The 23796-nt window shown below is 69.5% G+C and carries 25 protein-coding genes; 18 read left to right on the top strand and 7 right to left on the bottom strand.

The genetic code is table 11. The annotated features are described in order from the left end of the window. Window positions 1-182 precede the first annotated feature (182 nt). From QSJ19_RS14115 to QSJ19_RS14100, 4 genes are all read left to right on the top strand, one after another. Window positions 183-1394: an LLM class flavin-dependent oxidoreductase gene (locus QSJ19_RS14115; protein ID WP_286321266.1), complete on the top strand. Its 1212-nt coding sequence runs from the start codon at window positions 183-185 to the stop codon at window positions 1392-1394. Next, a complete protein-coding gene (locus QSJ19_RS14110; protein ID WP_286321264.1) occupies window positions 1391-2755 on the top strand; it encodes an NtaA/DmoA family FMN-dependent monooxygenase in 1365 nt (454 codons plus the stop codon). Before QSJ19_RS14115 ends, QSJ19_RS14110 begins: the two co-directional genes overlap by 4 nt. Window positions 2756-2822: 67 nt before the next feature. Further along, on the top strand, window positions 2823-3251 hold the full coding sequence (locus tag QSJ19_RS14105) for a DUF350 domain-containing protein (protein ID WP_286321262.1): 429 nt from the start codon (window positions 2823-2825) through the stop codon (window positions 3249-3251). Between the two features lie 133 nt (window positions 3252-3384). Beyond that, the gene (locus QSJ19_RS14100; RefSeq protein WP_286321261.1) at window positions 3385-3858 is read left to right on the top strand and encodes an SRPBCC family protein; all 474 of its coding nucleotides are present in this window, start codon (window positions 3385-3387) and stop codon (window positions 3856-3858) included. A gap of 89 nt (window positions 3859-3947) precedes the next feature. Here the strand turns inward: QSJ19_RS14100 and QSJ19_RS14095 are convergent, their stop codons facing one another. Continuing rightward, on the bottom strand, window positions 3948-4751 hold the full coding sequence (locus QSJ19_RS14095; RefSeq protein WP_286321260.1) for an HAD-IIA family hydrolase: 804 nt from the start codon (window positions 4749-4751) through the stop codon (window positions 3948-3950). A gap of 67 nt (window positions 4752-4818) precedes the next feature. Between QSJ19_RS14095 and moeA the strand changes: the two genes are divergently transcribed. The 4 genes from moeA to QSJ19_RS14075 are packed head-to-tail and all read left to right on the top strand — an operon-like array spanning window position 4819 to window position 10309. Beyond that, complete coding sequence (gene moeA / locus QSJ19_RS14090; RefSeq protein WP_286321259.1) at window positions 4819-6039, top strand: molybdopterin molybdotransferase MoeA; 1221 nt, start codon at window positions 4819-4821, stop codon at window positions 6037-6039. A gap of 56 nt (window positions 6040-6095) precedes the next feature. Further along, a complete protein-coding gene (locus tag QSJ19_RS14085) occupies window positions 6096-6830 on the top strand; it encodes a phosphatidylserine decarboxylase (RefSeq protein ID WP_286321303.1) in 735 nt (244 codons plus the stop codon). 3 nt (window positions 6831-6833) lie between these two features. Next, entirely contained in the window at window positions 6834-7958 is a 1125-nt protein-coding gene (locus tag QSJ19_RS14080) for a CDP-alcohol phosphatidyltransferase family protein (RefSeq protein ID WP_286321258.1), read from the top strand. Further along, complete coding sequence (locus QSJ19_RS14075; RefSeq protein WP_286321256.1) at window positions 7958-10309, top strand: AAA family ATPase; 2352 nt, start codon at window positions 7958-7960, stop codon at window positions 10307-10309. The genes QSJ19_RS14080 and QSJ19_RS14075 overlap by 1 nt, the downstream gene beginning before the upstream one ends. Before the next feature lie 87 nt (window positions 10310-10396). Here QSJ19_RS14075 and QSJ19_RS14070 read toward each other — a convergent pair whose 3' ends face one another. After that, window positions 10397-10912, bottom strand: a complete 516-nt coding sequence (locus tag QSJ19_RS14070) for a hypothetical protein (protein ID WP_286321254.1) — start codon at window positions 10910-10912, stop codon at window positions 10397-10399. Between the two features lie 211 nt (window positions 10913-11123). Further along, a complete protein-coding gene (locus tag QSJ19_RS14065) occupies window positions 11124-11543 on the bottom strand; it encodes a hypothetical protein (protein WP_286321253.1) in 420 nt (139 codons plus the stop codon). Between the two features lie 77 nt (window positions 11544-11620). On the opposite strand from QSJ19_RS14065, the gene QSJ19_RS14060 reads away from it, so the two are divergent. From QSJ19_RS14060 to mnhG, 6 genes are read left to right on the top strand one after another with little or no spacing between them, the layout of a single operon-like run. Beyond that, window positions 11621-14533 carry a Na+/H+ antiporter subunit A gene (locus tag QSJ19_RS14060; protein WP_286321251.1) on the top strand — a complete coding sequence of 971 codons (2913 nt, stop codon included), beginning with the start codon at window positions 11621-11623 and terminating at the stop codon, window positions 14531-14533. Further along, window positions 14530-15141: a Na(+)/H(+) antiporter subunit C gene (locus QSJ19_RS14055; protein WP_286321250.1), complete on the top strand. Its 612-nt coding sequence runs from the start codon at window positions 14530-14532 to the stop codon at window positions 15139-15141. Before QSJ19_RS14060 ends, QSJ19_RS14055 begins: the two co-directional genes overlap by 4 nt. After that, entirely contained in the window at window positions 15138-16748 is a 1611-nt protein-coding gene (locus tag QSJ19_RS14050) for a Na+/H+ antiporter subunit D (RefSeq protein WP_286321248.1), read from the top strand. The genes QSJ19_RS14055 and QSJ19_RS14050 overlap by 4 nt, the downstream gene beginning before the upstream one ends. Continuing rightward, window positions 16745-17482, top strand: a complete 738-nt coding sequence (locus QSJ19_RS14045) for a Na+/H+ antiporter subunit E (protein ID WP_286321246.1) — start codon at window positions 16745-16747, stop codon at window positions 17480-17482. The genes QSJ19_RS14050 and QSJ19_RS14045 overlap by 4 nt, the downstream gene beginning before the upstream one ends. After that, window positions 17479-17742: a monovalent cation/H+ antiporter complex subunit F gene (locus QSJ19_RS14040; protein WP_286321245.1), complete on the top strand. Its 264-nt coding sequence runs from the start codon at window positions 17479-17481 to the stop codon at window positions 17740-17742. Before QSJ19_RS14045 ends, QSJ19_RS14040 begins: the two co-directional genes overlap by 4 nt. Further along, window positions 17739-18071 (top strand): monovalent cation/H(+) antiporter subunit G, encoded by a 333-nt coding sequence (gene mnhG, locus QSJ19_RS14035; RefSeq protein WP_286321243.1) that lies wholly within the window; start codon window positions 17739-17741, stop codon window positions 18069-18071. The genes QSJ19_RS14040 and mnhG overlap by 4 nt, the downstream gene beginning before the upstream one ends. Window positions 18072-18111: 40 nt before the next feature. Here the strand turns inward: mnhG and QSJ19_RS14030 are convergent, their stop codons facing one another. The 4 genes from QSJ19_RS14030 to napA form a co-directional block, all read right to left on the bottom strand. Then, window positions 18112-19233 (bottom strand): glutamate--cysteine ligase, encoded by a 1122-nt coding sequence (locus tag QSJ19_RS14030; protein ID WP_286321302.1) that lies wholly within the window; start codon window positions 19231-19233, stop codon window positions 18112-18114. Window positions 19234-19239: 6 nt separating this feature from the next. Continuing rightward, window positions 19240-19908, bottom strand: a complete 669-nt coding sequence (gene sodC / locus QSJ19_RS14025; protein ID WP_286321241.1) for a superoxide dismutase[Cu-Zn] — start codon at window positions 19906-19908, stop codon at window positions 19240-19242. 76 nt (window positions 19909-19984) lie between these two features. Then, window positions 19985-20470 (bottom strand): LytR C-terminal domain-containing protein, encoded by a 486-nt coding sequence (locus tag QSJ19_RS14020; RefSeq protein WP_286321240.1) that lies wholly within the window; start codon window positions 20468-20470, stop codon window positions 19985-19987. Between the two features lie 69 nt (window positions 20471-20539). Further along, window positions 20540-20902 (bottom strand): nucleoid-associated protein NapA, encoded by a 363-nt coding sequence (gene napA, locus QSJ19_RS14015; RefSeq protein ID WP_187586372.1) that lies wholly within the window; start codon window positions 20900-20902, stop codon window positions 20540-20542. A gap of 230 nt (window positions 20903-21132) precedes the next feature. Between napA and QSJ19_RS14010 the strand changes: the two genes are divergently transcribed. Genes QSJ19_RS14010 through QSJ19_RS13995 form a run of 4 tightly spaced genes read left to right on the top strand, consistent with a single transcriptional unit; the run spans window position 21133 to window position 23795 of the window. Next, on the top strand, window positions 21133-21750 hold the full coding sequence (locus tag QSJ19_RS14010) for a peptide deformylase (RefSeq protein ID WP_286321237.1): 618 nt from the start codon (window positions 21133-21135) through the stop codon (window positions 21748-21750). 10 nt (window positions 21751-21760) lie between these two features. Continuing rightward, window positions 21761-22762, top strand: a complete 1002-nt coding sequence (locus QSJ19_RS14005; protein ID WP_286321236.1) for an N-acetylglutamate synthase, CG3035 family — start codon at window positions 21761-21763, stop codon at window positions 22760-22762. Then, window positions 22762-23286: a guanyl-specific ribonuclease gene (locus QSJ19_RS14000; protein ID WP_286321235.1), complete on the top strand. Its 525-nt coding sequence runs from the start codon at window positions 22762-22764 to the stop codon at window positions 23284-23286. The genes QSJ19_RS14005 and QSJ19_RS14000 overlap by 1 nt, the downstream gene beginning before the upstream one ends. Next, on the top strand, window positions 23283-23795 hold the full coding sequence (locus QSJ19_RS13995; RefSeq protein ID WP_286321234.1) for a barstar family protein: 513 nt from the start codon (window positions 23283-23285) through the stop codon (window positions 23793-23795). Before QSJ19_RS14000 ends, QSJ19_RS13995 begins: the two co-directional genes overlap by 4 nt. Window position 23796 lies beyond the last annotated feature (1 nt).

Here is a 23796-nt window from a genome sequence, read left to right as displayed (position 1 = left end):
GTCGGGTCGGTTTCGGTCGGGTCGGCCGCGGTCGGGTCTACGGTGTCGCGGTGCCGACGGGACGGCGATGCGGCAAACACCCATTACGGCGGATTCCGGGGCCGATGGCGAGGGTTGTGCTCACACTGATCGAGACTGTCCGGATCGGGGTGCCTCCGGACGCCTCGCGCGTTGACGCAGGCATGACCACTTCCGGCAGTCCACATCTGGCCGTCGCGCTCAGCGGGGCGGGCTGGCATCCGCTCGCCTGGCGTGAACCCGGCGCCAGACCGGCCGACCTGACCCGGCCGGCCTATTGGGCGGGCATCGTCGGCGACGCCGATCGTGCCGGCATCGACCTCGTCACGATCGCCGATGGCTTCCGCCGCCGCCCACCCACCACCGACGGCATCGACCGGCCCATCTCCGATCTCGTGGCGGGGCGGCTCGACTCGGTGCTCATCGCCTCCCGCGTGGCGCCGACGACGACCCGCGTCGGGGTGCTGCCGACGCTGATCGCCACCCACACCGAACCGTTCCACGCCGCCAAGGCGATCGCGACCCTCGATTTCGTCGGACGTGGCCGCGCCGGCGCGGTCGTCGACATCGCGGCCACCGACATCGATGCCCGACTCTTCGGCCGCCGCACCCTGCCCGCCGACCCCAGGCAGCGCGATACCGAGTTGTTCTCGGAGGCAACCGAATACGTCGAGGTCCTGCGACGCCTGTGGGATTCGTGGGAGGATGGCGCGGAGATACGCGACGTCACCACCGGGAGGTTCATCGACCGGGACAAGCTGCACTACATCGACTTCGAGGGACGGTTCTTCTCCGTGCGCGGGCCATCGATCACCCCGCGTCCGCCGCAGGGACAACCGGTCGTCGCGGCGTCGGCGCACGGCTCCGACGGTGCCGTCGACCTCGTCGGGGCCGCCGCCGACATCGGATTCGTCGCCGCCCACGATCGCGCGTCCACCTCGCATGCCGCCGCCGCCATCCGCGACGCCGCGCAGCGCGCGGGCCGAGCGCACCAGGCCGTGCAGGTGTTCGTCGATCTGCTCGTGTACCTCGACGACACCGAGACCGCCGCCGCCGGTCGTCGCGCGCGCCTGGATGATCGGCTCGGCGCCCCGTACACCGGCGACACCTCCGTGTTCGCCGGCACACCGGCATCACTTGCCGAGAAGATCGTCGATCTCACCGACCCGTCGACGGGCGCGGCCGGAGTCCGTCTGCGGCCGGCGACGATTCCGCACGACCTGTACCAGATCACCACCGCGCTGGTGCCGGAACTGCAGCGACGCAACGCCTTCCGAGACAACGACGAACCGTCGACGCTGCGCGCACGTCTCGGCCTGGCGCCCGCGGCGAATCGATACGCCCACGCCACGCAGACCGTAGGAGCACCCCGATGACCAAACCCGTCCACCTCGCAGCGCACTTCCCGGGCGTCAACAACACCACCGTGTGGAGTGATCCGCAGGCCGGCAGCCACATCGAGTTCGACTCGTTCACGCGATTCGCGCAGACCGCCGAGCGCGGCCTCTTCGACTTCCTCTTCCTCGCCGAGGGACTGCGGCTGCGCGAACAACACGGCGAGATCTACGATCTCGACGTCGTCGGCCGACCGGACACGTTCACCATCCTGGCCGCCATCGCCGCGGTGACCGACCGGCTCGGACTCGCCGGCACCATCAACTCCACGTTCAACGAACCCGTCGAGGTCGCCCGGCAGTTCGCCTCGCTCGATCACCTCTCCGACGGACGTGCCGCCTGGAATGTGGTGACGTCATGGGACGCGTTCACCGGGGAGAACTTCCGACGCGGCGGCTATCTGCCGGAGGATCAGCGCTATCAGCGGGCCCGCCAGTTCCTGGAGACGGCGATCGAGCTGTGGGACTCATGGCGCGACGACGACATCCTCGCCGACCGGGTCTCCGGTCGGTTCCTGCGTCGCGACGACGCCGGGGCCTTCGACCACGTCGACGACCAGTTCGCGATCTCCGGGCACTTCTCGGTGCCCCGCAGTCCGCAGGGGCGTCCGGTCATCTTCCAGGCCGGCGATTCGGAGGAGGGCCGCGAGTTCGCCGCCGCCCGCGCCGACGCCATCTTCTCGCGACACGCCACCCTCGACGCGGGCCGGGCGTTCTACGCCGATGTCAAGGGTCGGCTGTCCGCACACGGTCGTCGTCCGGAGGACCTGCTGATCCTGCCGGCGGCGACCTTCGTGCTCGGTGACACCGACGCCGAGGCCGCCGATCTCGCCCACGAGGTGCGGCTGGCCCAGGTCAGCGGGCAGACCGCGATCAAGTTCCTCGAGCAACTGTGGAATCGCGATCTGTCCGATCACGATCCGGACGGACCACTGCCGGAGATCGATCCGCTGCCGGGCGAGAACACGGTGGCCCGAGGGCGCGCGAGTGTGCGCATCCATCGCGACCCGCGCGACGTGGCCCGCGAGTGGCGTGCGATCGCCGAGGCGAAGGGCCTGTCCACGCGCGAGTTGATCATCGAGGTCACCGGGCGGCAGTCGTTCGTCGGCGCCGCCGAGACGGTCGCCCGTGAGATCAACGAACTGGTCCAGGCCGACGCCAGTGACGGATTCATCCTCGTCCCGCACATCACTCCGGGCGGACTCGACCGATTCGTCGACGAGGTCGTGCCGGTGCTGCAGGATCTCGGCGTCTACCGCAGCGAGTACCCGGGGACGACGCTGCGGGAGAACCTGGGACTCGGCGCGCCACGTCCGGCAAACGCCGCGGCGAGCACGGTCTGATCGCTACTGTTTCTCCTGACAGCCGGCGGCCGACACGCCTCGCCGCGCCACGGACGGGAGAAGCTCGATGGACCTTCTGCGTGACAACATCGGCGCTGCCGCCGCGTACAGCGGCGTCGGTGTGCTGCTGCTCGTCGTCGGGTTCCTCGCACTCGACCTGGTGACGCCGGGCCGCCTGCGGAACCTGATCTGGCTCGACCACAACCGGAACGCGGTGATGCTCGCGACCGCGCAGGTGATCGGACTGTCGATCGTGCTCGTCGCCGGCATCCGTGACTCCCTGACGCTCGAACTCTGGCGCGGCATCGTCTACACGATCGCCTACGTGGTGCTGGCGATCGCGGTGATGATGTGGTCGTTCGTGCTGATCGACTGGCTGACCCCCGGCAAGCTGGGCACTCTGCTGCTCGACGACGACGAGCATCCCGCCGGATGGATCTGCGGCGCGGTCTTCATCGGGGTGGGCGCCGTCATCGGCGCGGCGCTCGGCCTCTGACGTCGCCTCTGACGTCGGGAAGGTCCCCACTCCCACTGTTGACGGTCAGACAACAAGCCGCTTAGGGTCGTCAGCTAGCAGTTTCGACCTGCTGTTTCGGCACCGCTGTTACGACCGTCTGAGGGGAATCACCATGGCCGCGCCACTGATCGAGGAATCCGTCGAGATCAACGCCTCTGCCGAGGACGTCTGGGCGGTGATCTCCGACCTGCAGCGCATGGGCGAGTGGAGCCCGCAGTGCAAGAAGATGGTCATCCGCGGCGGGCCGGTCGGCCTCGGCACCCGCACCCTCAACATCAACCGTCGCGGCCCGCTCGTGTGGCCGACGACGTCGAAGGTGATCCGGTTCGCGCCGAACCAGGAGCTGGCGTTCCGCGTCGCCGAGAACCGCACCGTGTGGAGCTACACCCTCGAGCCGGCCGGGGCGGGCGTGAAGGTGACCGAGCGTCGTGAGGTCGCCGACGGCACCACGAAGGTGTCGTCGTTCCTCGTCGACAAGATGATGGGCGGGACCACGAACTTCGAGGCCGAACTCAAACTCGGCATGGCCGAGACCCTCGCCGAGATCAAGCGGGCCGCGGAGAAGACGGGGTCGTCGGCGGCCTGATCTCGATACGCGGCCTGATCTCGATACACCCGGATCGCTCCGCTCGCGCGGGCACTCGATCAGCGGATAGCGGGATCAGCGGGGCGGCCTCACGTCTGATCCGATAGCTTGCGCATGAGCGCCGGCACGTCGGCGAGGGAGTCGACGATGTGGTCGGGTACCGGCCCGAACTCGTCGCGCTGCAGGGCATCGAGCGCTTCCTCACGGAACTTGCCGGTCTTCACCAGCACCCCGATGAGTGCCGCGGCCTGCGCACCGAGCACGTCGTTGTGCATGTCGTCGCCGACCATGACGACCTGCGTCGGCTCGAGCTGCATGAGGTCGACGGCGGCACGGAAGCCCAGCGGGGACGGCTTGCCGATCGCACGGATCTTGCGGTCGGCGGCCTTCTCCAGGCCCTCGAGATACACACCCGTGTCGATGCTGAGGCCCACCGCCGTCGACCACGTCATCGACCGATGCATCGCGATGACCGGGGTGCCGCGCACCATCAGTTCGAGGACCTGAGACAGCGCGCGATGATCGAAGACCGGTCCGGCACCCCCGAGCACCACGACCTCGGCACGGGCCGGGTCGTCGGTGAGCTCGACGCCGGTCATGTCCTCGGCGATCGGCCCCTCGTTGAGCACCCACACGCACTTCCCCGGGTGATTCGCGGTCAGGTACTCCGCCGTGAGTTTGGCGGCGGTGAGGATCTCGTCCGGGGCGACGTCGAAGCCGCAGTCGTTGAGCGCCTCGGCGATCTCCCCGCGCGATCGGGAGGTCGTGTTGGTCAGGAACATCCGCGGATATCCCAGATCCTCCAGCTCGGCGACCGCCTCCACGGCCCCGGGCAGCGCCTTCCACGAGGTGACCATCACCCCGTCGATGTCGAGCAGCAACCCCAGCGGCATGGGAGAAAATCTAGTCCCGTCGGCGGCGGCCCGCACGGTGCGTGGAGGCCGATGGCATGCTGAGCGGATGCGATCGGTGTCAGATCACCAGGACGTAGTCGCCGCTCTGTTCTCCGCACCGGAGCCCGAGCGGATATCGGCGGCCGACGCGCTCGGGCGTGTCACCACGACCGAGATCGTCGCGCCCATCGGTCTCCCCGGTTTCGACAATTCGGCGATGGACGGGTACGCGATCCGCGCCGCCGACATCGCTTCGGCCGGAGAGGATTCGCCGGTGCGGCTGCCGGTCGCGCAGGACATCCCCGCCGGGCGGACCGACCACCTCACGCTGGCCCCCGGCACCGCACACCGGATCATGACCGGCGCACCGCTGCCCGACGGCGCGGACGCCGTCATCCCGGTCGAGCGGACCGATGCCGCCGTCGACGTGGTCACGATCCTCGGTTCGGTCCCGGCCGGACGACACATCCGGTCCGCCGGATCCGACATCGAGCCGGATCAGCCGGCGATCCCCGCGGGTACCCGGCTCGGCGCCCCCCAGATCGGATTCCTGGCCGCCCTCGGGATCACCGAGGTCGACGTCACGCGCCGACCGCGCGTGGTGGTGCTGTCCACCGGCTCCGAGCTCGTCACGCCCGGGACACCGCTGGAGTTCGGCCAGATCTACGAGTCGAACGGTCCGATGCTGACCGCTGCCGCCACCGAGGCCGGCGCCGACGCCACGCATCTGCACTACGTCACCGACGACGTCGACGCGTTCCGCGCACGGCTCGACGAGATCAGCGACGACGCCGACCTGATCATCACCTCCGGCGGCGTGAGCGCGGGTGCGTTCGAGGTCGTCAAGGATGTGCTGGGCGACGCGGGTCCGGGGGACGTGCAGTTCGTGAAGGTGGCGATGCAGCCGGGGATGCCGCAGGGATGTGGGCACTACATCGGCCCGAGCGGTCGTCGTGTGCCGATCATCACGTTGCCGGGCAATCCGGTCAGCTCGCTGGTGTCGTTCGAGGTGTTCATCCGACCGCCGTTGCGCGCCGCGATCGGACTGCCGCCGCGGCGTCCGCGCGTGACCGCGAGGCTGGACGCCGACGTCCGCTCCCCCGCAGGCAAACGCCAATTCCTGCGCGGCGTCCTGCGGGAGACCGACGACGGCCCGGCCGTCGACCCGATCGGACCGCCTGCCTCGCACCACCTGCGCTATCTGTCGCGCGCCGACAGCCTCATCGACATCGACGCGGATGCGGAGTCGGTCCCCGCGGGGTCCCTCGTCGAGGTGATCACGCTCTAAGCTGGCGAGTGTGCCGGCAGACGCCGGCACTCGGACACAGCAACAGGAGGTCGATGGTGGCCAGGCGCCCGCGTCCCGACGGAACGCGCAGCGGAGCAGGTCATCTCATCGACCTGGCACGCGAGACCATCCCACCTGTCCACCGGGCGGGCCTGCCGTTCGTCGCGGCTCCCGCCACCGTCGCACTGCTCGGCCGCCGTCATCGGTGGATCGCTCGTCCGGCCGCGCTCACCGCGGGGGCGTGCGCCGCGTTCTTCCGGCATCCCACACGCGTCCCGCCGACGACGACCGGCGCGGTCGTCGCACCCGCCGACGGCACGATCGCACTCGTCGACGAGGCGGTCCCGCCGCCCGAGGCAGGCCTGGGCGATGCGATCCGACCCCGGGTGTCGACCTTCCTGTCGATCTTCGACGTGCACGTCCAGCGGGTGCCCATCACCGGGTCGGTGATCGCGGTGACCCACACGCCCGGGAAGTTCGTCTCCGCCGACCTCGCCGAGGCCAGCTCGGTCAACGAACGCACCACGATGACGCTGCGCTGCCCTGTCGATTCCGACGGCACGGACGCGCCGACGACCCACGACGTCGCGGTGGTGCAGATCGCCGGTCTGATCGCGCGGCGCATCGTCTGCGAACCGGTCGTCGGCGACGAGGTGAGCGTCGGCGAGACCTACGGGTTGATCCGATTCGGCTCCCGTGTGGACGTCTACCTCCCGGTCGGGACGGTCCCGCAGGTCCGCGCCGGCCAACGGGCCGTCGGTGCCGAAACCGTCTTCGCAACCCTCGGCTGATCGATGACCACTCCCCGCCGATCCGAACGGTCGACGTCGCACCGCACCCCGACCACCCATCCCACGCGCCGACCACGCAGCACGAACGCGCCCCGACCGGCGACCCGGCCGTCCCCCGACCGCGCCCGCTTCTCCAAGCAGGCCGCCGCGGGACGTCTGTTCGTGCCGTCGGCGCTGACGATCCTCGCCATCTGCGCCGGTCTCACCGCGGTCCGGGTCGCGGGCACCGGCGACATCAGCGCGGCGATGGGATTGGTCGTCGCGGCCGCGCTGCTCGACGGCATCGACGGACGCGTCGCCCGCATGATGGGGGCGACCACCCGAATGGGCGCCGAGATCGACTCGCTGGCCGATGCCATCAACTTCGGCGTGGTGCCCGCCCTCATCGTCTATCTGCACCTCATGTCCGATCAGGACCTCGGATGGATGCTCGCACTCATCTACTGCTGCGCCATCGTGCTGCGACTCGCCCGCTTCAACACCCTGCTCGACGACGACGGCGCACCCGGCTACACACGGGACTTCTTCGTCGGCGTGCCCGCGCCGGCCGCGGCGATCATCGCGCTGCTGCCGATCGGGCTGTCCCAGCAGTTCGGCGACGGCTGGTGGACGTCGGTACCGGTCGTCGGCGGCTGGCTGGTGTTCGTCGCGCTGCTCGCGGTGAGCCGTGTGCCCACCGCATCCCTGAAGACCGCGTCCGTGCCGCCCCGCGCGCTGGCCGGCCTGCTCATCATCGTCGCGATCGGCGCCGCTCTGCTGTTGACCTTTCCCTACGTCCTGATGATGATCGCGATCGGCGGCTACCTGCTGCACATCCCGTTCGCGTGGCGGAACAAGCGGTGGGTCGCCGAGCGTCCCGAGCACTGGGAGGACCATCCGTCGGAGCGGCGGGCGCAGCGCCGCGCGATCAACCGCTCGCAACCGCGTCGTCGGCGGCTCGCCACCGCGGCCAAGTCGCAGGCCCGACTCGGTCTGCGTCGGCCGACGGGGATATCGGCCCCCGCCGAGTCACCTGTCGAACAGCCCGCCGACGTACTGCCGGCCGACGTACTGCCGGCCGCCGACCTGCCGGCCGCCGACCTGCCGTCCGACGTACCGGCCGATCCGCAGACCGAGGAGACCAGCTGATGACCGGGCCGATCCAGTTGGCGCTGACCGCACGGGTGAACCCGTCGGCGGCCGAGCCGCGGCGCGGGATCGTCCGAGTCCACTCGGAGGTGCTGGCGGCGCTGGGACTGCGCGAGTGGGATGCGGTCTCGATCACCGGTGCCCGCGTGACCGCCGCGGTGGTGGCCGAGGCCGGCCCGGACACCCCGACCGGTACCGCCCTGCTCGACGACATCACATTCTCGAACGCCGGCGTGCGGGAGAACGCGTCGGTGGTGCTCGCGCCGTGCGAGGTGCACGGCGCGGCGCGGGTCACCGTGTCGGGGTCCGCGCTGGCCACCGCGTCCGTCGACGAGCCGACGCTCCGGCGCGCCCTGCTCGGCAAGGTGCTGTCGGTCGGCGACGCGGTGTCGCTGCTGCCCCGGGATCTCGGTCCCGAACTGGCCGCCGGAGATGCCACCCGCGCACTCGCCGTCTCTGTCGGCATCACCTGGACCAATGAACTGTTGACGGTCAGCGCGACCGAACCCGCGGGCCCGGTCAGCGTGCAGACCAACACGGCGGTCCTGTGGGCCGACGCGAACGGTCACGGCGTCACGCCGCGCGCTCGCCGGCCGGCGGTCACGCCGAAGCCGTCACTGCCGCCCACCTCGGCGGCGATGGGGTTCGCCGCGGCCGAGCCGTCCGGGCCGACATCGGGGCAATCCTTGTCGGCGTCGGCCCGACCGGCCGAGGCGCCGGGCGTCACGGCGAGCGCGTCGTCGGCAGTGGCCGTCCGACCGGTGTCGACGCTGGTGGGTGTCGACGCTCAGGTCGCCAAGCTGACCGAGTGGCTGTCCATCACCCTCGACGAACCCGAGGTGCTGCGCCGACTGGGCGCGACGCCGCGGCTCGGGGTCCTCGTCACCGGGCCCGCCGGGGGCGGCAAGGCGACGCTCGTGCGGTCGGTGTGCGCGGACCGTCCGCTCACCGTGATCGACGGGCCGACGGTCGGGGCGCTCGAGGCGGGCGCACGGCTCGGCGCCGTGTCGTCGGCGGTGACGGAACTGCGCCGCACCGGCGGCGTCCTGCTCATCACCGATGTCGACGCACTCCTATCGGCACCGCGCGAATCCGCTGCGCCGGAACCGGTGTCGGCACTGATCCTCGACGAACTGCGATCGGGCATCGCCGACGGCGCGATCGCCCTGATCGCGACGACCGCCGAGGCGGTGCGTCTCGACAGTCGGCTGCGCGATCCCGCCTTGTGCGACCGCGAACTGATCATCGGCCTGCCCGACGCCGCGACCCGGGCGCGCCTGCTGTCGGTGATCCTCACCGACGTCCCCACCGACGGACACCTCGACCTCGACGTGATCGCCTCACGCACACCGGGTTTCGTCGCAGGCGATCTCGCCGCACTGGCGCGGGAGGCCGCGCTGCGGGCCGCCGCGCGCCTCACCCGACGCACCGACGACGACTCCACCGGGGAGCGTCCGTCGCCGGGTCTGCGCACCGACGACCTCCTCGGTGCCCTCGAGGTGATCCGGCCGGTGTCGCGGATGGACTCACCGGAGGTGTCGCTCGGCTCCATCACGCTCGACGAGGTGGGCGACATGGTGGAGACCAAGCAGGCATTGACCGAGGCGGTGTTGTGGCCGCTGCAGCATCCCGACACGTTCACGCGGCTCGGCGTCGATCCTCCGCGCGGCGTGCTGCTGTTCGGTCCGCCCGGCTGTGGCAAGACGTTCGTCGTGCGTGCGCTCGCCGCGTCCGGCCAGTTGTCGGTGCACACGGTCAAGGGTGCCGAGCTGATGGACAAGTGGGTCGGGTCGTCGGAAAAGGCGGTACGTGACCTGTTCGACCGCGCGCGGGAGTCGGCGCCGTCGTTGATCTTCCTCGACGAGGTCGACGCCCTGGCCCCGCGCCGCGGACAGTCGAGCGACTCGGGTGTCGCCGACCGCGTGGTCGCATCCCTGTTGACCGAACTCGACGGCGTCGAACCGCTGCAGGACGTCGTCGTCCTCGGTGCGACCAACCGGCCCGACCTGATCGACCCGGCACTGCTGCGACCGGGACGTCTCGAGCGTCTCGTGTTCGTGCCGCCACCGGACGCCGACGCCCGCGCCGACATCCTGCAGACCGCATCACGCAACGTGCCCCTCGCCGACGACGTGGACCTGAACGAGCTGGCCGCCGACCTCGGCGGCTATTCCGCCGCCGATTGCTCAGCGCTCTTGCGGGAGGCGGCGTTGTCGGCGATGCGCCGCGACATCGATGCGGCCACCGTCGGCCCCGACGACATCGCCGAGGCCCGACGACGCGTCCGGCCGTCGCTGGACGCCGCACAGGTGGAGAATCTGCGGGCGTACGCGGAGCGCCGGCTCGACTGACCGTGAGCGAGGACGTCTCGCCGTGCTCGTGATCAGATGACGGCGAACGTAACGCTGACCGTTACGTTCGCCGTCATCTGCGGGGTGTCAGGCTCCGGTGCTCTGGCCGGACTGGGTCGACGATCCCGTTCCGGGTGCGGTCTGCCCGGGGGCCTGCCCCTGCTGACCGGGCATCTGGCCCTGTTGACCGGGCATCTGACCGTTCGCACCTCCCTGACCGCCCGGCGTCTGGCCGTTCGCACCTCCCTGACCGCCCGGCGTCTGGCCGTTCGCACCTCCCTGACCGCCCGGCGTCTGACCGTTCATACCGCTCTGACCGCCCTGCATCTGACCGTTCATCCCACCCGGCATGTTCATGCCGGGCCCCTGGGTCGTCGACGACGACGAGTCACCGACGACGTAGCCGGCACCGAAACCCAGCCCGGCGGCGACCACCGCCACGCCGATACCGCCGGCGATGACGGCGTTGCGCATCTTGTCCGACGCCGCGGACGCAGCCGTCGCCGCGGACGGGGTCGGCGGTTCGGCACCACGCGGGATCTGATCGGTCGGGTGGTCGGACGTGTTGTCGTGGGCGACGGTCGCCCCGGCGGGTGTGGACATCGCTGTCTCGCTTTCTGACGTGAACAAGTGAGATCCACGGTCCCGACGACGACTGACGACGACCTGCCGCGCGACTGTCAGTTGGCTGTGAGCCCTGCGTGACGGCCACTCGTTCCTCGCGACCTCCTCAGGGATCTGGGGGACGGTGGGTCGCTCGACCTGCGGTCCCTGAGGAATCCCGGAGCCTGCGGAGGGATGTCACGAAGGGACGTCAGCTCACGCTGACCTGATAGAACACCGACTGCCCGCCTCCGGCTGCGCCGGCGGCCGTGCCGACCTGCACCCAATAGGTGGTGCCACCCTTCTTCGCGGAGAGGATCACGACGCGCTGTCCGCCGTCGGAGCTGCGCGACGACTCGGTGAACCCGGCGTCGGTGAGCGTCGTCACAGCGGCGTCGAGGACGTTGCCCGCCTCCCGACTGCCCTGGACCGTCGCCGACCACCCGTCGGCGCGGGTGCCGTCGGCCGACAGCACGGCCCCCTCGACGAGCGGGACCTGCGCGGCGGGAAAGTCTTTCGGGAGTGCGGCACCGTCCTGGCGGTCCTCGTCACCGCCACCGCATCCGGCGAGCAGTGCGATCCCCGCGAGTACGGCCACGCAGAGCGTCGACAGCCTGACGAAGCGGTTCATGACCGCAACGGTAAGGTAGACACCGCGGGCGGTGCCCGTGACACCCCGCCCGAACTCCCGAAAGACGGTGTGCCCACTTGATCTCTGTGTTGGCTGCGCTCGCGCTCTGCGCGCTGCTCGCGCCCCCGGTGATCAGGTGGCTGGGAACCCGCGGATTCTACGTCCTGGCCCTGGCGCCCGCCGGCGCCCTCGTCTGGGTCATCGTCAACTGGCCGCAGGACGGGCAACCGCCGCTCGTCGAGACCGTCGAGTGGGTGCCGGTCCTGCAGATGGACATCGTCACGCGCTTCGACACGCTGAGCGCGATCCTGTCGGTGCTCATCCTCGGCGTCGGCTCGCTGGTCCTCTGCTACTGCGCCCACTACTTCGACGACGCGCGACCCCGTGTCGCCGTCTTCGGCGGTGAGATGATCGCCTTCGCCGCGGCCATGTTCGGTCTCGTCGTCAGCGACAACATGCTGGTCCTGTACGTGTTCTGGGAACTGACCACGGTGCTGTCGTTCATGCTGGTCGGCTTCTACGGCGTCCGCGCGACGGCCCGTCGCGCCGCCACCCAGGCGCTGCTGGTGACGACGGCCGGTGGTCTCGCGATGCTCGTCGGCATCATCATGCTGGGCGAACGATCCGGCACCTACCTGCTCTCGGAGATCATCTCGAACCCGCCGTCGTCGGGCGTCTACGTCGACTGCGCGGTCGTGCTGCTGCTGATCGGCGCGCTGAGCAAATCGGCGATCGTCCCGTTCCACTTCTGGCTTCCCGGTGCGATGGCCGCCCCCACCCCGGTCAGCGCGTACCTGCACGCCGCCGCGATGGTGAAGGCCGGCATCTACCTGATCGCACGTCTGGCACCGGCGTTCTCGACGACACCGAGCTGGCACATCGCCGTGGTGGTGCTGGGCATGATCACGATGGTGATCGGCGGCTGGCGTTCCCTGCGCGAACTCGACCTCAAATTGGTGCTGGCGTTCGGCACGGTGTCACAGCTCGGGTTCATGGCGGTGCTGGTGGGTATCGGCGACGCGAACGTCGCCATGGCCGGCATCACGATGCTCATCGCTCATGCCTTGTTCAAGGCGTGCCTGTTCATGGTCGTCGGCATCATCGACCACTCGACCGGTACCCGCGACATCCGCAAACTGGCCCGCCTGGGCGAGCGGCTCCCGGTGCTCGCGCTGGTCGCCGCGGTAGCGGGCGCGAGCATGGCCGGTCTGCCCTTCACCATCGGGTTCGTCGGCAAGGAGACCGCGTTCGGGTCGGTGTGGGACACCGGCGCCTACCCGCCGTGGCAGGCAGAGACCATCGACATCGTGCTGCTGGTCGGCTCGGTCATCACCTTCGCCTACACCTGCCGATTCCTGTGGGGTGCCTTCGGCCGCAAGGTCCGGTCGACCCCGAGCCCGGCGGTCGCGAAGATGCACCCGCCGCCGAAGCTGTTCCTCCTGTCGCCGGTGCTGCTGGCGATCGGCGGTGTCGCCGCCGGCTTCCTCAGCCCGCAGGTCGGCGACCTGTTCGAGCCGTACGCGGAGACCCTCCCGGCCTACGGCCACGAACTCGAGCACCTCGCGATGTGGCACGGATTCGGGCTGCCGGTGGTGTTCTCGGTCATCGTGATCGTCGCCGGCGCGATCCTGTTCCTGGTGATGCGGCAGCTGCGCGGACGGGTGTTCAAGTACCGCCCGGTCCTCAACGCCGACCGGATCTACGACGCGACACTGCGCGGCGCCGACACCCTCTCGCTGATGCTGACCCGCAACACCCAGCGCGGTTCGCTGCCGATCACCCAGGGCATCATCCTGTCGACGGCGATCATCGTGCCCCTCGCCGCACTCGCCTGGGGCTCGCGCGACCGGCTCGAGATCGCCGGGTTCGACACCGCGGTGCAACTCGTGATCGGCGGCATCATCGCCGTCGCCGCACTGGCCGCGGTCGTGCTGCGCAACCGTCTGGCCGCGACGCTCGTCGTCGGCTTGACCGGCTACGGCTCCGGCATGCTGTTCGCGCTCTACGGCGCCCCCGACCTCGCACTCACCCAGTTCCTGGTCGAGACGCTCACCCTGGTCATCTTCGTGCTCGTGCTGCGCAAGCTGCCGGCCGAACCGGAACCGCGTCACGCGACCGGCTTCAAACCGCTGCGCGCGCTGATCGGTCTCGCGTTCGGTGCGTCGCTGGTCCTCATCGGGCTCTTCGCCGCGGCCGCACGATCCGAGCAGCCGGTGCACGTCGACATCCCGGCCGCCGCCTACGAGTTCGGCCACGGCGCGAATGCCGTGAACGTGCTGCTGGTCGACATCCGCGCCTGGGACACCCTCGGCGAGGTGTCGGTCCTCATCGTCGCGGCGACGGGGGTGGCGTCGATGGTGTTCCGCAACCGCCGCTTCGGAGCCGCACCCCGGGTGGCCGACGCGGCACGTCTGCAGGAAGCCGCGCAGGGCGAGGACGTCGACGACCCGATCCCACCGGACCGCACCCGCTGGCTGCTGGGCAGCGACTTCCGCGACCCGCGGCATCGGTCGATGGTCCTCGAGGCGACCACCCGACTCATCTTCCCGACGATGGTCGTGCTGTCGGTCTACTTCTTCTACGCCGGGCACAACGCGCCGGGCGGCGGATTCGCCGGCGGCCTGACGATGGGCCTGGCGCTCGTGTTGCGCTACCTCGCGGGTGGCCGGTACGAACTCGGTGAGGCCCTGCCCATCGAGCCCGGACGCATCCTCGGCGCCGGCCTGGCAATCTCCAGCCTCACCGCCGTCACGTCGATGTTCCTCGGCGCGCCGGCGCTGTCGTCGGCGGTGTTCGAGGTGACGCTGCCGGTCCTCGGCGACGTCAAGCTGGTCACCGCCCTGTTCTTCGACCTCGGCATCTACCTGATCGTCGTCGGCCTGGTGCTCGACGTCCTGCGCAGCCTCGGCGCCCGCCTCGACGTCGAGGCGAGCAGCGTCGACAACACACCCGCGCCGGTGCGCACGACCGTCGGGGAGGTGCCGCGATGAGCATCAACCTCGGCCTGCTGATCGTCATCGGCATCACCGCCGCCTGCGGCGCCTACCTGCTCATGGAACGCAGCCTGATCCGCATGCTGTTCGGCCTGCTGCTGTGCGGCAACGCGATCAACCTGCTGATCCTGGTCGTCTCCGGCGGGATGGGCAATCCGCCGATCCTCGGCCGTGATTCCGCCGGGCGGGCTGCCGACGCCGATCCCCTCGCCCAGGCGATGATCCTGACCGCGATCGTGATCACCATGGGCGTCGCCGCGTTCGTGCTGTCGCTGGTGTATCGGCTGTTCGTGATCAACCGCGACGACGACGACCTCGACGACGACACCGAGGACGTCAAGATCCTGTCCGCATCGCTGGACACCGCGCCCGACCGCGACCGCACCGACGACCCGGTCACCCTCGCCGACACCGCTGCGGGCGACCTCTACGACGACGAGGGCAACCCGATCACACCGGAAGAATTCGTCAAGCGGCACGAGAAACTCATCGAGACCGACCTCATGCCGGAGGACTCCGACGTCATCGACGAGGTGGGCGACGAGGTGGGCGACGACGGCCGGGAAGCACTGGCCGACGGCGACGGTCCGGGGGCCGGCCGATGATCCCTCAGCCCTCCTGGGTGCCGGTGCTCATCACGCTGCCCACCCTCGTCCCCATGGTCGCCGCCGCGCTGTCATTGCTGGGCGGTCGCAGTCCACGCTTCCAGCGCGCCATCGCCGTCGGCGCGATCGCGGTCGCGTTCATCGCGTCGTGCATGTTGCTCTACCTGACCAACGAGCACGGCACGTTCGCCGTGGCCATCGGCGGCTGGGGCGACCGCGGGTTCCCGAACGGCCCGCTCGGCATCACCCTGGTCGTCGACCAGCTGGCCGCGCTGATGCTGGTGGTCTCCACGATCGTGCTGCTGTGCGTCGTCCTCTACGCGATCGGTCAGGGTATCCGCGACGGCACGTCGCAGCAGCCGGTGTCGATCTTCCTGCCGACCTATCTGATCCTGACCGCGGGCGTCTGCAACGCCTTCCTCGCCGGCGACCTGTTCAACCTGTACGTCTCGTTCGAGGTGTTGCTGGCCGCGAGCTTCGTGCTGCTCACGCTCGGTGCGAGTCCCGACCGGGTGCGCGCCGGTGCGTCATACGTGATGGTCTCGATGGTGTCGTCGTTGATCTTCCTGGCCGGCATCGCGTTCGCCTATGCGACGACCGGCACCCTCAACCTCGCCGAGATGGCCGCCCGACTCGATCACGTCCCCGACGGCACCCGCAACGCCCTGTACGCGGTGCTGCTCGTCGCGTTCGGCATCAAGGCCGCGGTGTTCCCGCTGTCGACGTGGCTGCCCGACTCGTATCCGACCGCACCCGCACCGGTCACCGCCGTGTTCGCCGGTTTGCTGACCAAGGTCGGTGTGTACGCGATCGTGCGTGCCCACACACTGCTCTTCCCCGGTGGGACGATGGACAACGTGCTGCTGATCGCCGGGCTGCTGACGATGCTCATCGGCATCTTCGGTGCGATCGCCCAGTCCGACATCAAACGTCTGCTGTCGTTCACCCTCGTCAGTCACATCGGTTACATGGTGTTCGGCATCGCGCTGTCGTCGAAGTTCGGGCTGTCGGCGGCGATCTACTACGTCGCGCACCACATCCTCGTGCAGACGACGCTGTTCCTCGTCGTCGGACTGATCGAACGGCAGGCCGGGTCGGCGTCACTACGACGGCTCGGCGGACTGATCGTGAGTCCGGTCCTCGCTGTGCTGTTCCTGATCCCCGCCCTGAACCTGGGCGGCATTCCACCGTTCTCCGGATTCATCGGCAAGGTGGCGCTCCTCGAGGCCGGCGTCCAGGACGGCTCGGTCCTCGCGTGGACTCTCGTCGCAGGTTCAGTCGTCACGAGCTTGCTGACCCTGTACGTCGTCGCCCGTGTGTGGACCAAGGGTTTCTGGCGTCCGCGCGCCGACGCACCCGAGGGTGACCTGGCCGACAGGGCCCCGTCCGCGCTGATCGACGAGAGCACCGACATCGCGTTCGACGACCGCGCCGACGTCGGCCGCATGCCGATCGGCATGGTCATCCCGACCGCCATCATGGTGGCCGCCGGCCTGGTGCTCACCCTGTGGGCAGGTCCGATCATCGGGTTCACCGACCGCGCCGCGACCGACATCACCGACCGCGGCATCTACATCGAAGCCGTCCTCGGAGGTGAGAGCCGGTGAAGGCACGCATCATCACCGCCTGGCGGGTCTCGCTGCTGTTCATCTTCTGGCACGTCGTCAGCGGCTACGTCTGGCTGCGCGACCACGTCCGCATCCCCCGATGGCTCGGCAGCGACTCCCGCGAGGTCGCCGTCCGACTGTGGACGCTCGCCTTCCTCACCGTCGTCTGGGTGTTGTTGTGGGGCACCATCTCCTGGGCCAACATCCTCGGCGGGCTCGTCCTCGCCGTCGCCATCGTGACCCTGCTGCCGCTGCCGCGGGTCCCGGTCGAGGGACGCATCCACCCGTTGACCGTGCTCCTGCTGCTCGCCCGGCTGATCGGCGACTTCTTCGTGTCCAGCGCGCAGGTGGCGTGGGCCGCTATCCGTCCGGGCCGTCCGCCGCTCGGCGCCGTCGTCCGCGTGCGGGTCACCATCAAGTCCGACCTGGTGCTCACGCTGGCCGTCGACTATCTGAATCTGGTGCCCGGCACGATGGTCCTGGAGATCGACCACCGTCGTCGCATGCTCTACATCCATGTCTTCGACGTGCGCAGCGAGAAGCGGGTGCGGGCCTTCTACAAGCAGGTCGCCTTCGTCGAGCGGTCGTTCATCAAGGCGTTCGAGCGCGACAGCGAATGGCATCCGAGCCCGTACCACGGCATTGACGAGGAGTATCACCGTGTGCGCCGCTCGGATCGGACCCACGGGGTGGCCGGTGCCACCGATCCGGCCGTGGAGGAGGTGGAACGATGACCTACGTCTGGACCGTCGTCAGCGCCATGCTGATGATCGCCGCCGTGCTCACGACGATCCGCGTGCTGCGCGGACCGACCAGCCTGGACCGGCTCGTCGCGCTCGACACGGTCATCGCGCTCTGCATGTGCGGACTCGCCGCGTGGGCGGCGTTCAGCCGTGACTCGACGGTCGTCCCGGCGATCGTCGCGCTGTCGCTGCTGAGTTTCGTGGGGTCGATCGCAATCGCACGTTTCCGCGTGAGGGATGACGAAGCATGATCGGCGACATCATCTCGTCCGTGCTGCTGATCCTCGGCGCGACCATGGCACTCACCACCGCGATCGGGATGCTCCGCTTCCCGGACACGTTGAGCCGCATGCACGCATCGACGAAGCCGCAGACCTTCGGGCTCCTGCTGATGCTCATCGGCGCGATGATCCGGCTCGGCGACAACGTCGACAACGGCATGCTGGTCCTCGCCGGCCTGTTCGCACTCATGACCGCGCCCGTCATCGCCCACCGCATCGGACGTCTCGTCTATCAGGAGCAACGCGCCCGCGACGGCCTGATGGACCGCGACGACATGGAATCCGGCACTCACGACTGACACCCGCGCTCCTCGAGGCGAGCGACGGAGGCCGAGTGGGTCACCTGAGCTCGTCGACCACCGAACTCACCACCGCACGGAGGTCGCCGGTCCGGCGGTAGACCTCGCGCTGGCGCTGGTAACTCGCTCCCGCAGAAGCGATGTCGGCGACCCGCGACAACTCGTCGACGCAGTTGAGGTCGCGGGCGATCGGTTCGAGCCGCTCCAGCAGGTCGGCGAGGTCGTCGATGACGAGGCGTTCGCGGCACTGGGCGTCGAGGATGACGATGGCGTCGAGTCCGTATCGCGCGGCACGCCACTTGTTCTCCTGCACCAGCCAGGGCGCCATCTGCGGCAGTTCCTCCCCGGCGGAGAACCGACGGTCGAGGTCGACGACGAGACAGTGGATGAACGCCACCAACGCCGACAACTCGGTGAGGTTGGTCAGCCCGTCGCACACCCGCACCTCGATGGTGCCCAGATGCGGTGACGGCCTGATGTCCCAACGGATCTCGTTGAGATGGTCGATGATGCCGGTGGTCTTCTGATCGGTGACGAACGATTCGAACTCGGCCCACGTGGCGAACTGGAACGGCAGCCCGGCCGTCGGCAACTGCTGGAACATCATCGCGCGGTTGCTGGCGTAGTTGGTGTCCTGGCCGGCCCACATCGGCGACGACGCCGACAACGCCAGCAGATGCGGGTAGTAGTTGAGCAACGAGCCGAGGATGGGCAGCACCTTGTCGCGGTGGCTGATCCCCACGTGCACATGCACACCCCAGATCAGCATCTGCCGACCCCACCACTGAGTGCGCTCGATCAGTTCGGCATAGCGATGGCCCTCGGTGAGCAGCTGTGTCGACCACTGCGCGAACGGGTGCGTGCCCGCCCCGTACAGGTCGACCCCGAGCTCCTCGGTGAGTCCGCGCACCGCATCGAGGGTCGCAGACAGATCCGCCATCGCCTCGGGGGTGTCCCGGCAGATCCCGGTGACGATCTCGACGGTGTTGCGCAGCAACTCCTTGTGGACCTTGTCGCGGCGGGCCGGCACATGTTCCGACACCAGTGCGAACAGGTCGGCCGCCGAGTTCGACAGATCACCGGTGACCTTGTCGGTCAGGGCGAATTCCCATTCGACACCCAGCGACGGGGTCGGCGAGCCGTCGAACTCGATCGGCTGGATCACGACCTACTCGTGCGCCTCGATGACGCCGCATGCCAGACGGCTGCCCGCGTCGCCGGTCTTCATCGTCTGCTCGTCGGGCGCCGGCGCGTAGCGCGTCGGGATGTTGGCGAAGTTGTCGGCCTTCTCGTGGATGACGATGGCCTTGCCGACGATCTGCTCGAGGTTGACCGCGTCGGTCGTGGTGACCGTCTCGCCGGTGCCGTCCTTCAGGACGTTGATCGACACCAGGTCACCGCTGGACGGGTGACTCGTGCGGCCGTCGACCTGCAGGTGGCTGCCGGCGCTGCTGAAGGCCTCGCTGCCGCCGGTCTGGCAGACGCCGTTCTGGTGGATGTGCATGCCGTGGAAGCCGGCGGGGATGCCGCTCTCGGCGTTGACCCGGACGTCGACCTTGACCGACGACCCGCTCGGCGTGAAGACGGCCTCGCCCACGGTCTTGCCGTCGTCGTCGATCAGGTTCGCGGTGGCGTTGCCCTTCGGCGACGACCCGATGCCGTCGGCGTCGTCGACCTCCCCCGGAGGTGCCTGGTTGCCGGTGACCACGGACGGTGTGGTGCCGGGGGCGTCGGTCGGCGGCTCGTCCGGCGTGCAGGCCGCCAGCGCACCGCCGACGATGCCGGCTGAGGCGAGCACGGCGAGCGTGCGACGGATTCGGATCGAACTGGCGGTCATGTCACTCCTTGTGATCATTCAACGGGCCGAGCTGGTGTCGGGTCGGGGAGCCCGGCGGTCGCCGGTGGCGGTGCGGTCATCGGGTGACCACGATGACGGGGATGCCGTCGGAGCACTGGGTGAACGAGGACGGGCGTGGGTCGACGCTGGCGTCGCCGAGCGCGGAGGCCACCTGGTCGGCGGCCGACTTCTGGCCCTCGTCGTAGAACACGGTGTTCTCGGTGACCGACGACGTGGTCAGGTTGCTGGGCTCGGCCGTCTGGAAACCCTTGGCCTTCAGCGAGTCGGTCACCTCGCCGGCCAGGCCGGAGACCGATCCGGCGTTGAAGACGCACAGTTCCGGGGTGTCCGCTGAGGCCGCCACCGACGACGAGGTGGCGCTGCTGGGCGCTGCCGCCGTCGTCGTCACCTGGGTCTGTGCCGCCTCGAGATCCTTCTCCGGATCGTCACCGCTGGTGGCGGCCGAATGCCAGCCCAGTCCCACGAAGACGATGGCGATCGCCAGCAACAGCATGGCTCCTGCCCGCAACGGCAGGCGACTCGGTTCGCGATCAGGATTCATCACCGAGAACCTTACTTGACTTCCGTCGGGCGGCCCGGCGTGGTCGGCGGTGCCGCGGGGGCCGCCGGATCAGGTGATCTCGAACCCGAGCCGACGGGCCGCACGGGCCTTCTGCCGCGACGCCCGCAGGCGACGCAGACGCTTGACCAGCATCGGATCCGCGGCGAGCGCCTCCGGGCGGTCGACGAGCGCGTTGAGAACCTGGTAGTAGCGGGTGGCCGACAGTCCGAAGAGTTCTTTGATCGCCTCTTCCTTGGCGCCGGCGTATTTCCACCACTGCCGCTCGAACGACAGGATGTCGTGTTCGCGGCGGGACAGGCCGTCGGCCCCGACCTCGTGGGGGTCGGCGGCGTTCGTCGTCGGCTCGGCGGAATCGTTGGTGGATGTGGGTTGATCGCCCTGCTTCTGGCTTCGCGCAGCTGCGCCGTCCATCTCGCTCCCTCAAGATCGCCTCGTGCACATCACACCGCCGCATCGTCGGCGCCCCACCCCGGTCCACTGGGCCGGTTCAGATCAACGTCACCGAACCGGTTGATTCAGGTCGCCGAACAAATCACAGCAATGTGGTTCGGTGATCATCTAACCACGATCGGCGAGCCGGTTCGCGGTGTGACTCGCCACGAGTGAACGGTCTCTGTGAGCCCGTCGGTAATCTGTCCCGCATGGCAATTCTCCCGATCTGCATCATCGGTGAACCGGTGCTGCACCACCCGACGGAACTCGTCGAACTCGACGCCGACCGCCGTCCGGCCGCGGACCTCGTGACCCTTCTCGACGACATGTACCAGACGATGGACGCCGCCCATGGTGTCGGACTGGCCGCCAACCAGGTCGGGGTGAGCAAACGGATGTTCGTCTACGACTGCCCCGACGGCGAACGGGCCGCGGTCGTCCGCCGCCGCGGCGAGGTGATCAACCCGGTGCTGGAGACATCCGAGATCCCGGAGACCATGCCCGATCCCGACGACAACGACGAGGGTTGCCTGTCCGTGCCGGGCGAGCAGTTCCCCACCGGCCGCGCCGACTGGGCGCGGGTCACCGGCGTCGACCGCAACGGCGAGGAGATCGTCGTCGAGGGCACCGGATTCTTCGCCCGGATGCTGCAGCACGAGGTCGGCCACCTCGACGGTTACCTCTACGTCGACGTGCTGGTCGGGCGCAATGCCCGGGCCGCGAAGAAGGCCGTCAAGCGGCAGGGCTGGGGTGTGCCCGGCCTGACGTGGACGCCCGGCACGGTCTCGGACCCGTTCGGTCACGACGACGAAGACGACGACGACTGACACCGCCACCATGACACGCAGTGGCAGCGCGGGCGGTTCCGGGGTCGGCGGTTCCGGGGCCGAGGGCACGGACCCGCTCGTCGGCGACCGCATCGTCGTCCGGTACCGCCTGGGTGATGCCACCCCCGACGACTGGCGCGGCGATCCGGCTGCGGCGCTGTCCGATGTGACCGGGATCCTGCGCGACGACGGCGATCCGCTCGTCGTCGAGCGTGACGGCGCCCCGGAGTCGATCCCGCGCTCGGCGGTCACGTCGGTGCGGCTGTTGTCACGGTTCACGGTGCGTAACTCCGAGATCCGGTCGGCCGAGGTCGCCGCCGCGGCCGCGTGGCCGGGCGTCGAGTCGGCGATGTTGTCGGGGTGGTTGCTGCGCGCCGGCAACGGGTTCACCCGACGCGCCAACTCCGCGGTGCCGATCGAGTTCGGTGCCGGCACCGACGCGACGACACTCACCGCGATGCGCGACTGGTACGCCGCCCGCGGGCTCCCGGCCCTCGTCGTCGTCGCCGACCGGCTGATCCCCGCCGGACAGATCGACGGCATCGACCGAAGCGGCGACGTCCAATTCCTGACCCGCGACATCGCCGACTTCCCTGTGCGGGCGAGGTCCGACGCCGTCCGGCTCGACGACGCCCCGGACGCGGCGTGGCTGCGCGCCTACCGCGGTGACGATGTCGACCTCGATGCCGCCGCTGCGGTCGTCGGGGCGTCACGGGGTCCGATGACGGTGGCCACCCTCGGCGACGACACGCCGATCTCCATCGGCCGGGCGACGGTCACCGAATCCGCCGACGGCACACCGTGGTTGGGGATCACCGCACTCTGGACCGTGTCCGGTCATCGCCGTCGGGGTCTCGCATCGGACGTCATGTCGAGCCTCGTCGCGTGGGGCGCCGACCACGGCGCGCAGCGGATCTACGTGCAGGTCGAGGCCGACAACCGCGTCGCCGGGACATGGTATCGGGCATCGGGTTTCGGTCTGCACCACAGCTATCGGTACGTGGAGGTGTGATGGCCGACGGCACGGCCCGCACCCGGCGACAGGCGATCGTGTCCGCGGTCGCCGTGGTCGTCGTCGCGGTCGTCGCCGGGGTCGTCGCCGGGGTCGTCTGGCTTCTCGGCGAGGACTCCGGCACCGACACCGGTGATGCGGCCCACGCATCCGCAGCGTCGTCGACCACCGTGGCCCCCGGCCCTGCGGCCTCCACCCGAGCGGCGGCACCGAACTCGTCCTCGACCGCCGCCGTACCCGCCCACGTCCGCACGACGTTGGCCCTGATCGACGCGGGCGATTGGCCGGCCGCGGCGCACGCGCCGGGTACACGCGGCGGCACCGTCTTTCGCAACAACGAGCGCAACCTCCCGGTCACCGGCTCCGATGGCCGCCGTGTCTCCTACCGGGAGTGGGATGTCAACGCGAAGGAGCCGGGGCGCAGTCGTGATGCCGAACGGATCGTCACCGGCAGCGACGGAACCGCCTGGTACACCGACGATCACTACCGTACCTTCGTCCGGATCCGAGGACCGAACCGATGAGCAGACCCGAGCACACGCCCATTCCACTCTCCGAGTTCATCTCGGCTGCAGGTCGATTCGGCCCCGTCGCCGGCGTCCTCGCCGGACCGCGCCTGTCCTGGGTGCCGCAGAACCTGGTCGTCCGTTCCGTCGACGCCGATCGGATGGGCACCCTCGGCGACCTGTTCGACGAGTTCGCGCGGGCGTGGGGATTCCCGGATCACTTCGGGCACAACAAGGACGCTTTCGACGACTGCATGCGCGACCTCGACGCGACCGTCCCGACCGACGTGGCACCCCCGACCGCCTACCTGACGATCATCGAGGACTCCGCCCGGCTCCTGCGCGCCGAGCCCGACGAATTGTCCTGGTTCGCCGAGTCCCTCGGGTTCTATCGCGATCACTACCGCGACGTCGCCGATCCACCGGCCGCCTTCGCGCTGCTGTTGCTGACCCCGCCCACCCTTGCGCGACGGGTCGAGACGCGTTGGCACGACGCCGGTTCGCCCGTCGCCCGGATCGAGAGCTGAC

It is taken from the genome of Gordonia sp. ABSL11-1, assembly GCF_030315685.1.
GTDB lineage: Bacteria > Actinomycetota > Actinomycetes > Mycobacteriales > Mycobacteriaceae > Gordonia.
The sequence above is the reverse complement of the archived record's forward strand: the minus strand, read 5'-3'. Positions and strand labels throughout refer to the sequence as shown.

Coding starts and splice junctions, on each gene's coding strand:
- QSJ19_RS14115 (WP_286321266.1), top strand. CDS start 183: ATGACCACTTCCGGCAGTCCACATCTGGCCGTCGCGCTCAGCGGGGCG.
- QSJ19_RS14110 (WP_286321264.1), top strand. CDS start 1,391: ATGACCAAACCCGTCCACCTCGCAGCGCACTTCCCGGGCGTCAACAAC.
- QSJ19_RS14105 (WP_286321262.1), top strand. CDS start 2,823: ATGGACCTTCTGCGTGACAACATCGGCGCTGCCGCCGCGTACAGCGGC.
- QSJ19_RS14100 (WP_286321261.1), top strand. CDS start 3,385: ATGGCCGCGCCACTGATCGAGGAATCCGTCGAGATCAACGCCTCTGCC.
- QSJ19_RS14095 (WP_286321260.1), bottom strand. CDS start 4,751: ATGCCGCTGGGGTTGCTGCTCGACATCGACGGGGTGATGGTCACCTCG.
- moeA (WP_286321259.1), top strand. CDS start 4,819: ATGCGATCGGTGTCAGATCACCAGGACGTAGTCGCCGCTCTGTTCTCC.
- QSJ19_RS14080 (WP_286321258.1), top strand. CDS start 6,834: ATGACCACTCCCCGCCGATCCGAACGGTCGACGTCGCACCGCACCCCG.
- QSJ19_RS14075 (WP_286321256.1), top strand. CDS start 7,958: ATGACCGGGCCGATCCAGTTGGCGCTGACCGCACGGGTGAACCCGTCG.
- QSJ19_RS14070 (WP_286321254.1), bottom strand. CDS start 10,912: ATGTCCACACCCGCCGGGGCGACCGTCGCCCACGACAACACGTCCGAC.
- QSJ19_RS14065 (WP_286321253.1), bottom strand. CDS start 11,543: ATGAACCGCTTCGTCAGGCTGTCGACGCTCTGCGTGGCCGTACTCGCG.
- QSJ19_RS14055 (WP_286321250.1), top strand. CDS start 14,530: ATGAGCATCAACCTCGGCCTGCTGATCGTCATCGGCATCACCGCCGCC.
- QSJ19_RS14050 (WP_286321248.1), top strand. CDS start 15,138: ATGATCCCTCAGCCCTCCTGGGTGCCGGTGCTCATCACGCTGCCCACC.
- QSJ19_RS14040 (WP_286321245.1), top strand. CDS start 17,479: ATGACCTACGTCTGGACCGTCGTCAGCGCCATGCTGATGATCGCCGCC.
- mnhG (WP_286321243.1), top strand. CDS start 17,739: ATGATCGGCGACATCATCTCGTCCGTGCTGCTGATCCTCGGCGCGACC.
- sodC (WP_286321241.1), bottom strand. CDS start 19,908: ATGACCGCCAGTTCGATCCGAATCCGTCGCACGCTCGCCGTGCTCGCC.
- QSJ19_RS14020 (WP_286321240.1), bottom strand. CDS start 20,470: ATGAATCCTGATCGCGAACCGAGTCGCCTGCCGTTGCGGGCAGGAGCC.
- napA (WP_187586372.1), bottom strand. CDS start 20,902: ATGGACGGCGCAGCTGCGCGAAGCCAGAAGCAGGGCGATCAACCCACA.
- QSJ19_RS14010 (WP_286321237.1), top strand. CDS start 21,133: ATGGCAATTCTCCCGATCTGCATCATCGGTGAACCGGTGCTGCACCAC.
- QSJ19_RS14005 (WP_286321236.1), top strand. CDS start 21,761: ATGACACGCAGTGGCAGCGCGGGCGGTTCCGGGGTCGGCGGTTCCGGG.
- QSJ19_RS14000 (WP_286321235.1), top strand. CDS start 22,762: ATGGCCGACGGCACGGCCCGCACCCGGCGACAGGCGATCGTGTCCGCG.
- QSJ19_RS13995 (WP_286321234.1), top strand. CDS start 23,283: ATGAGCAGACCCGAGCACACGCCCATTCCACTCTCCGAGTTCATCTCG.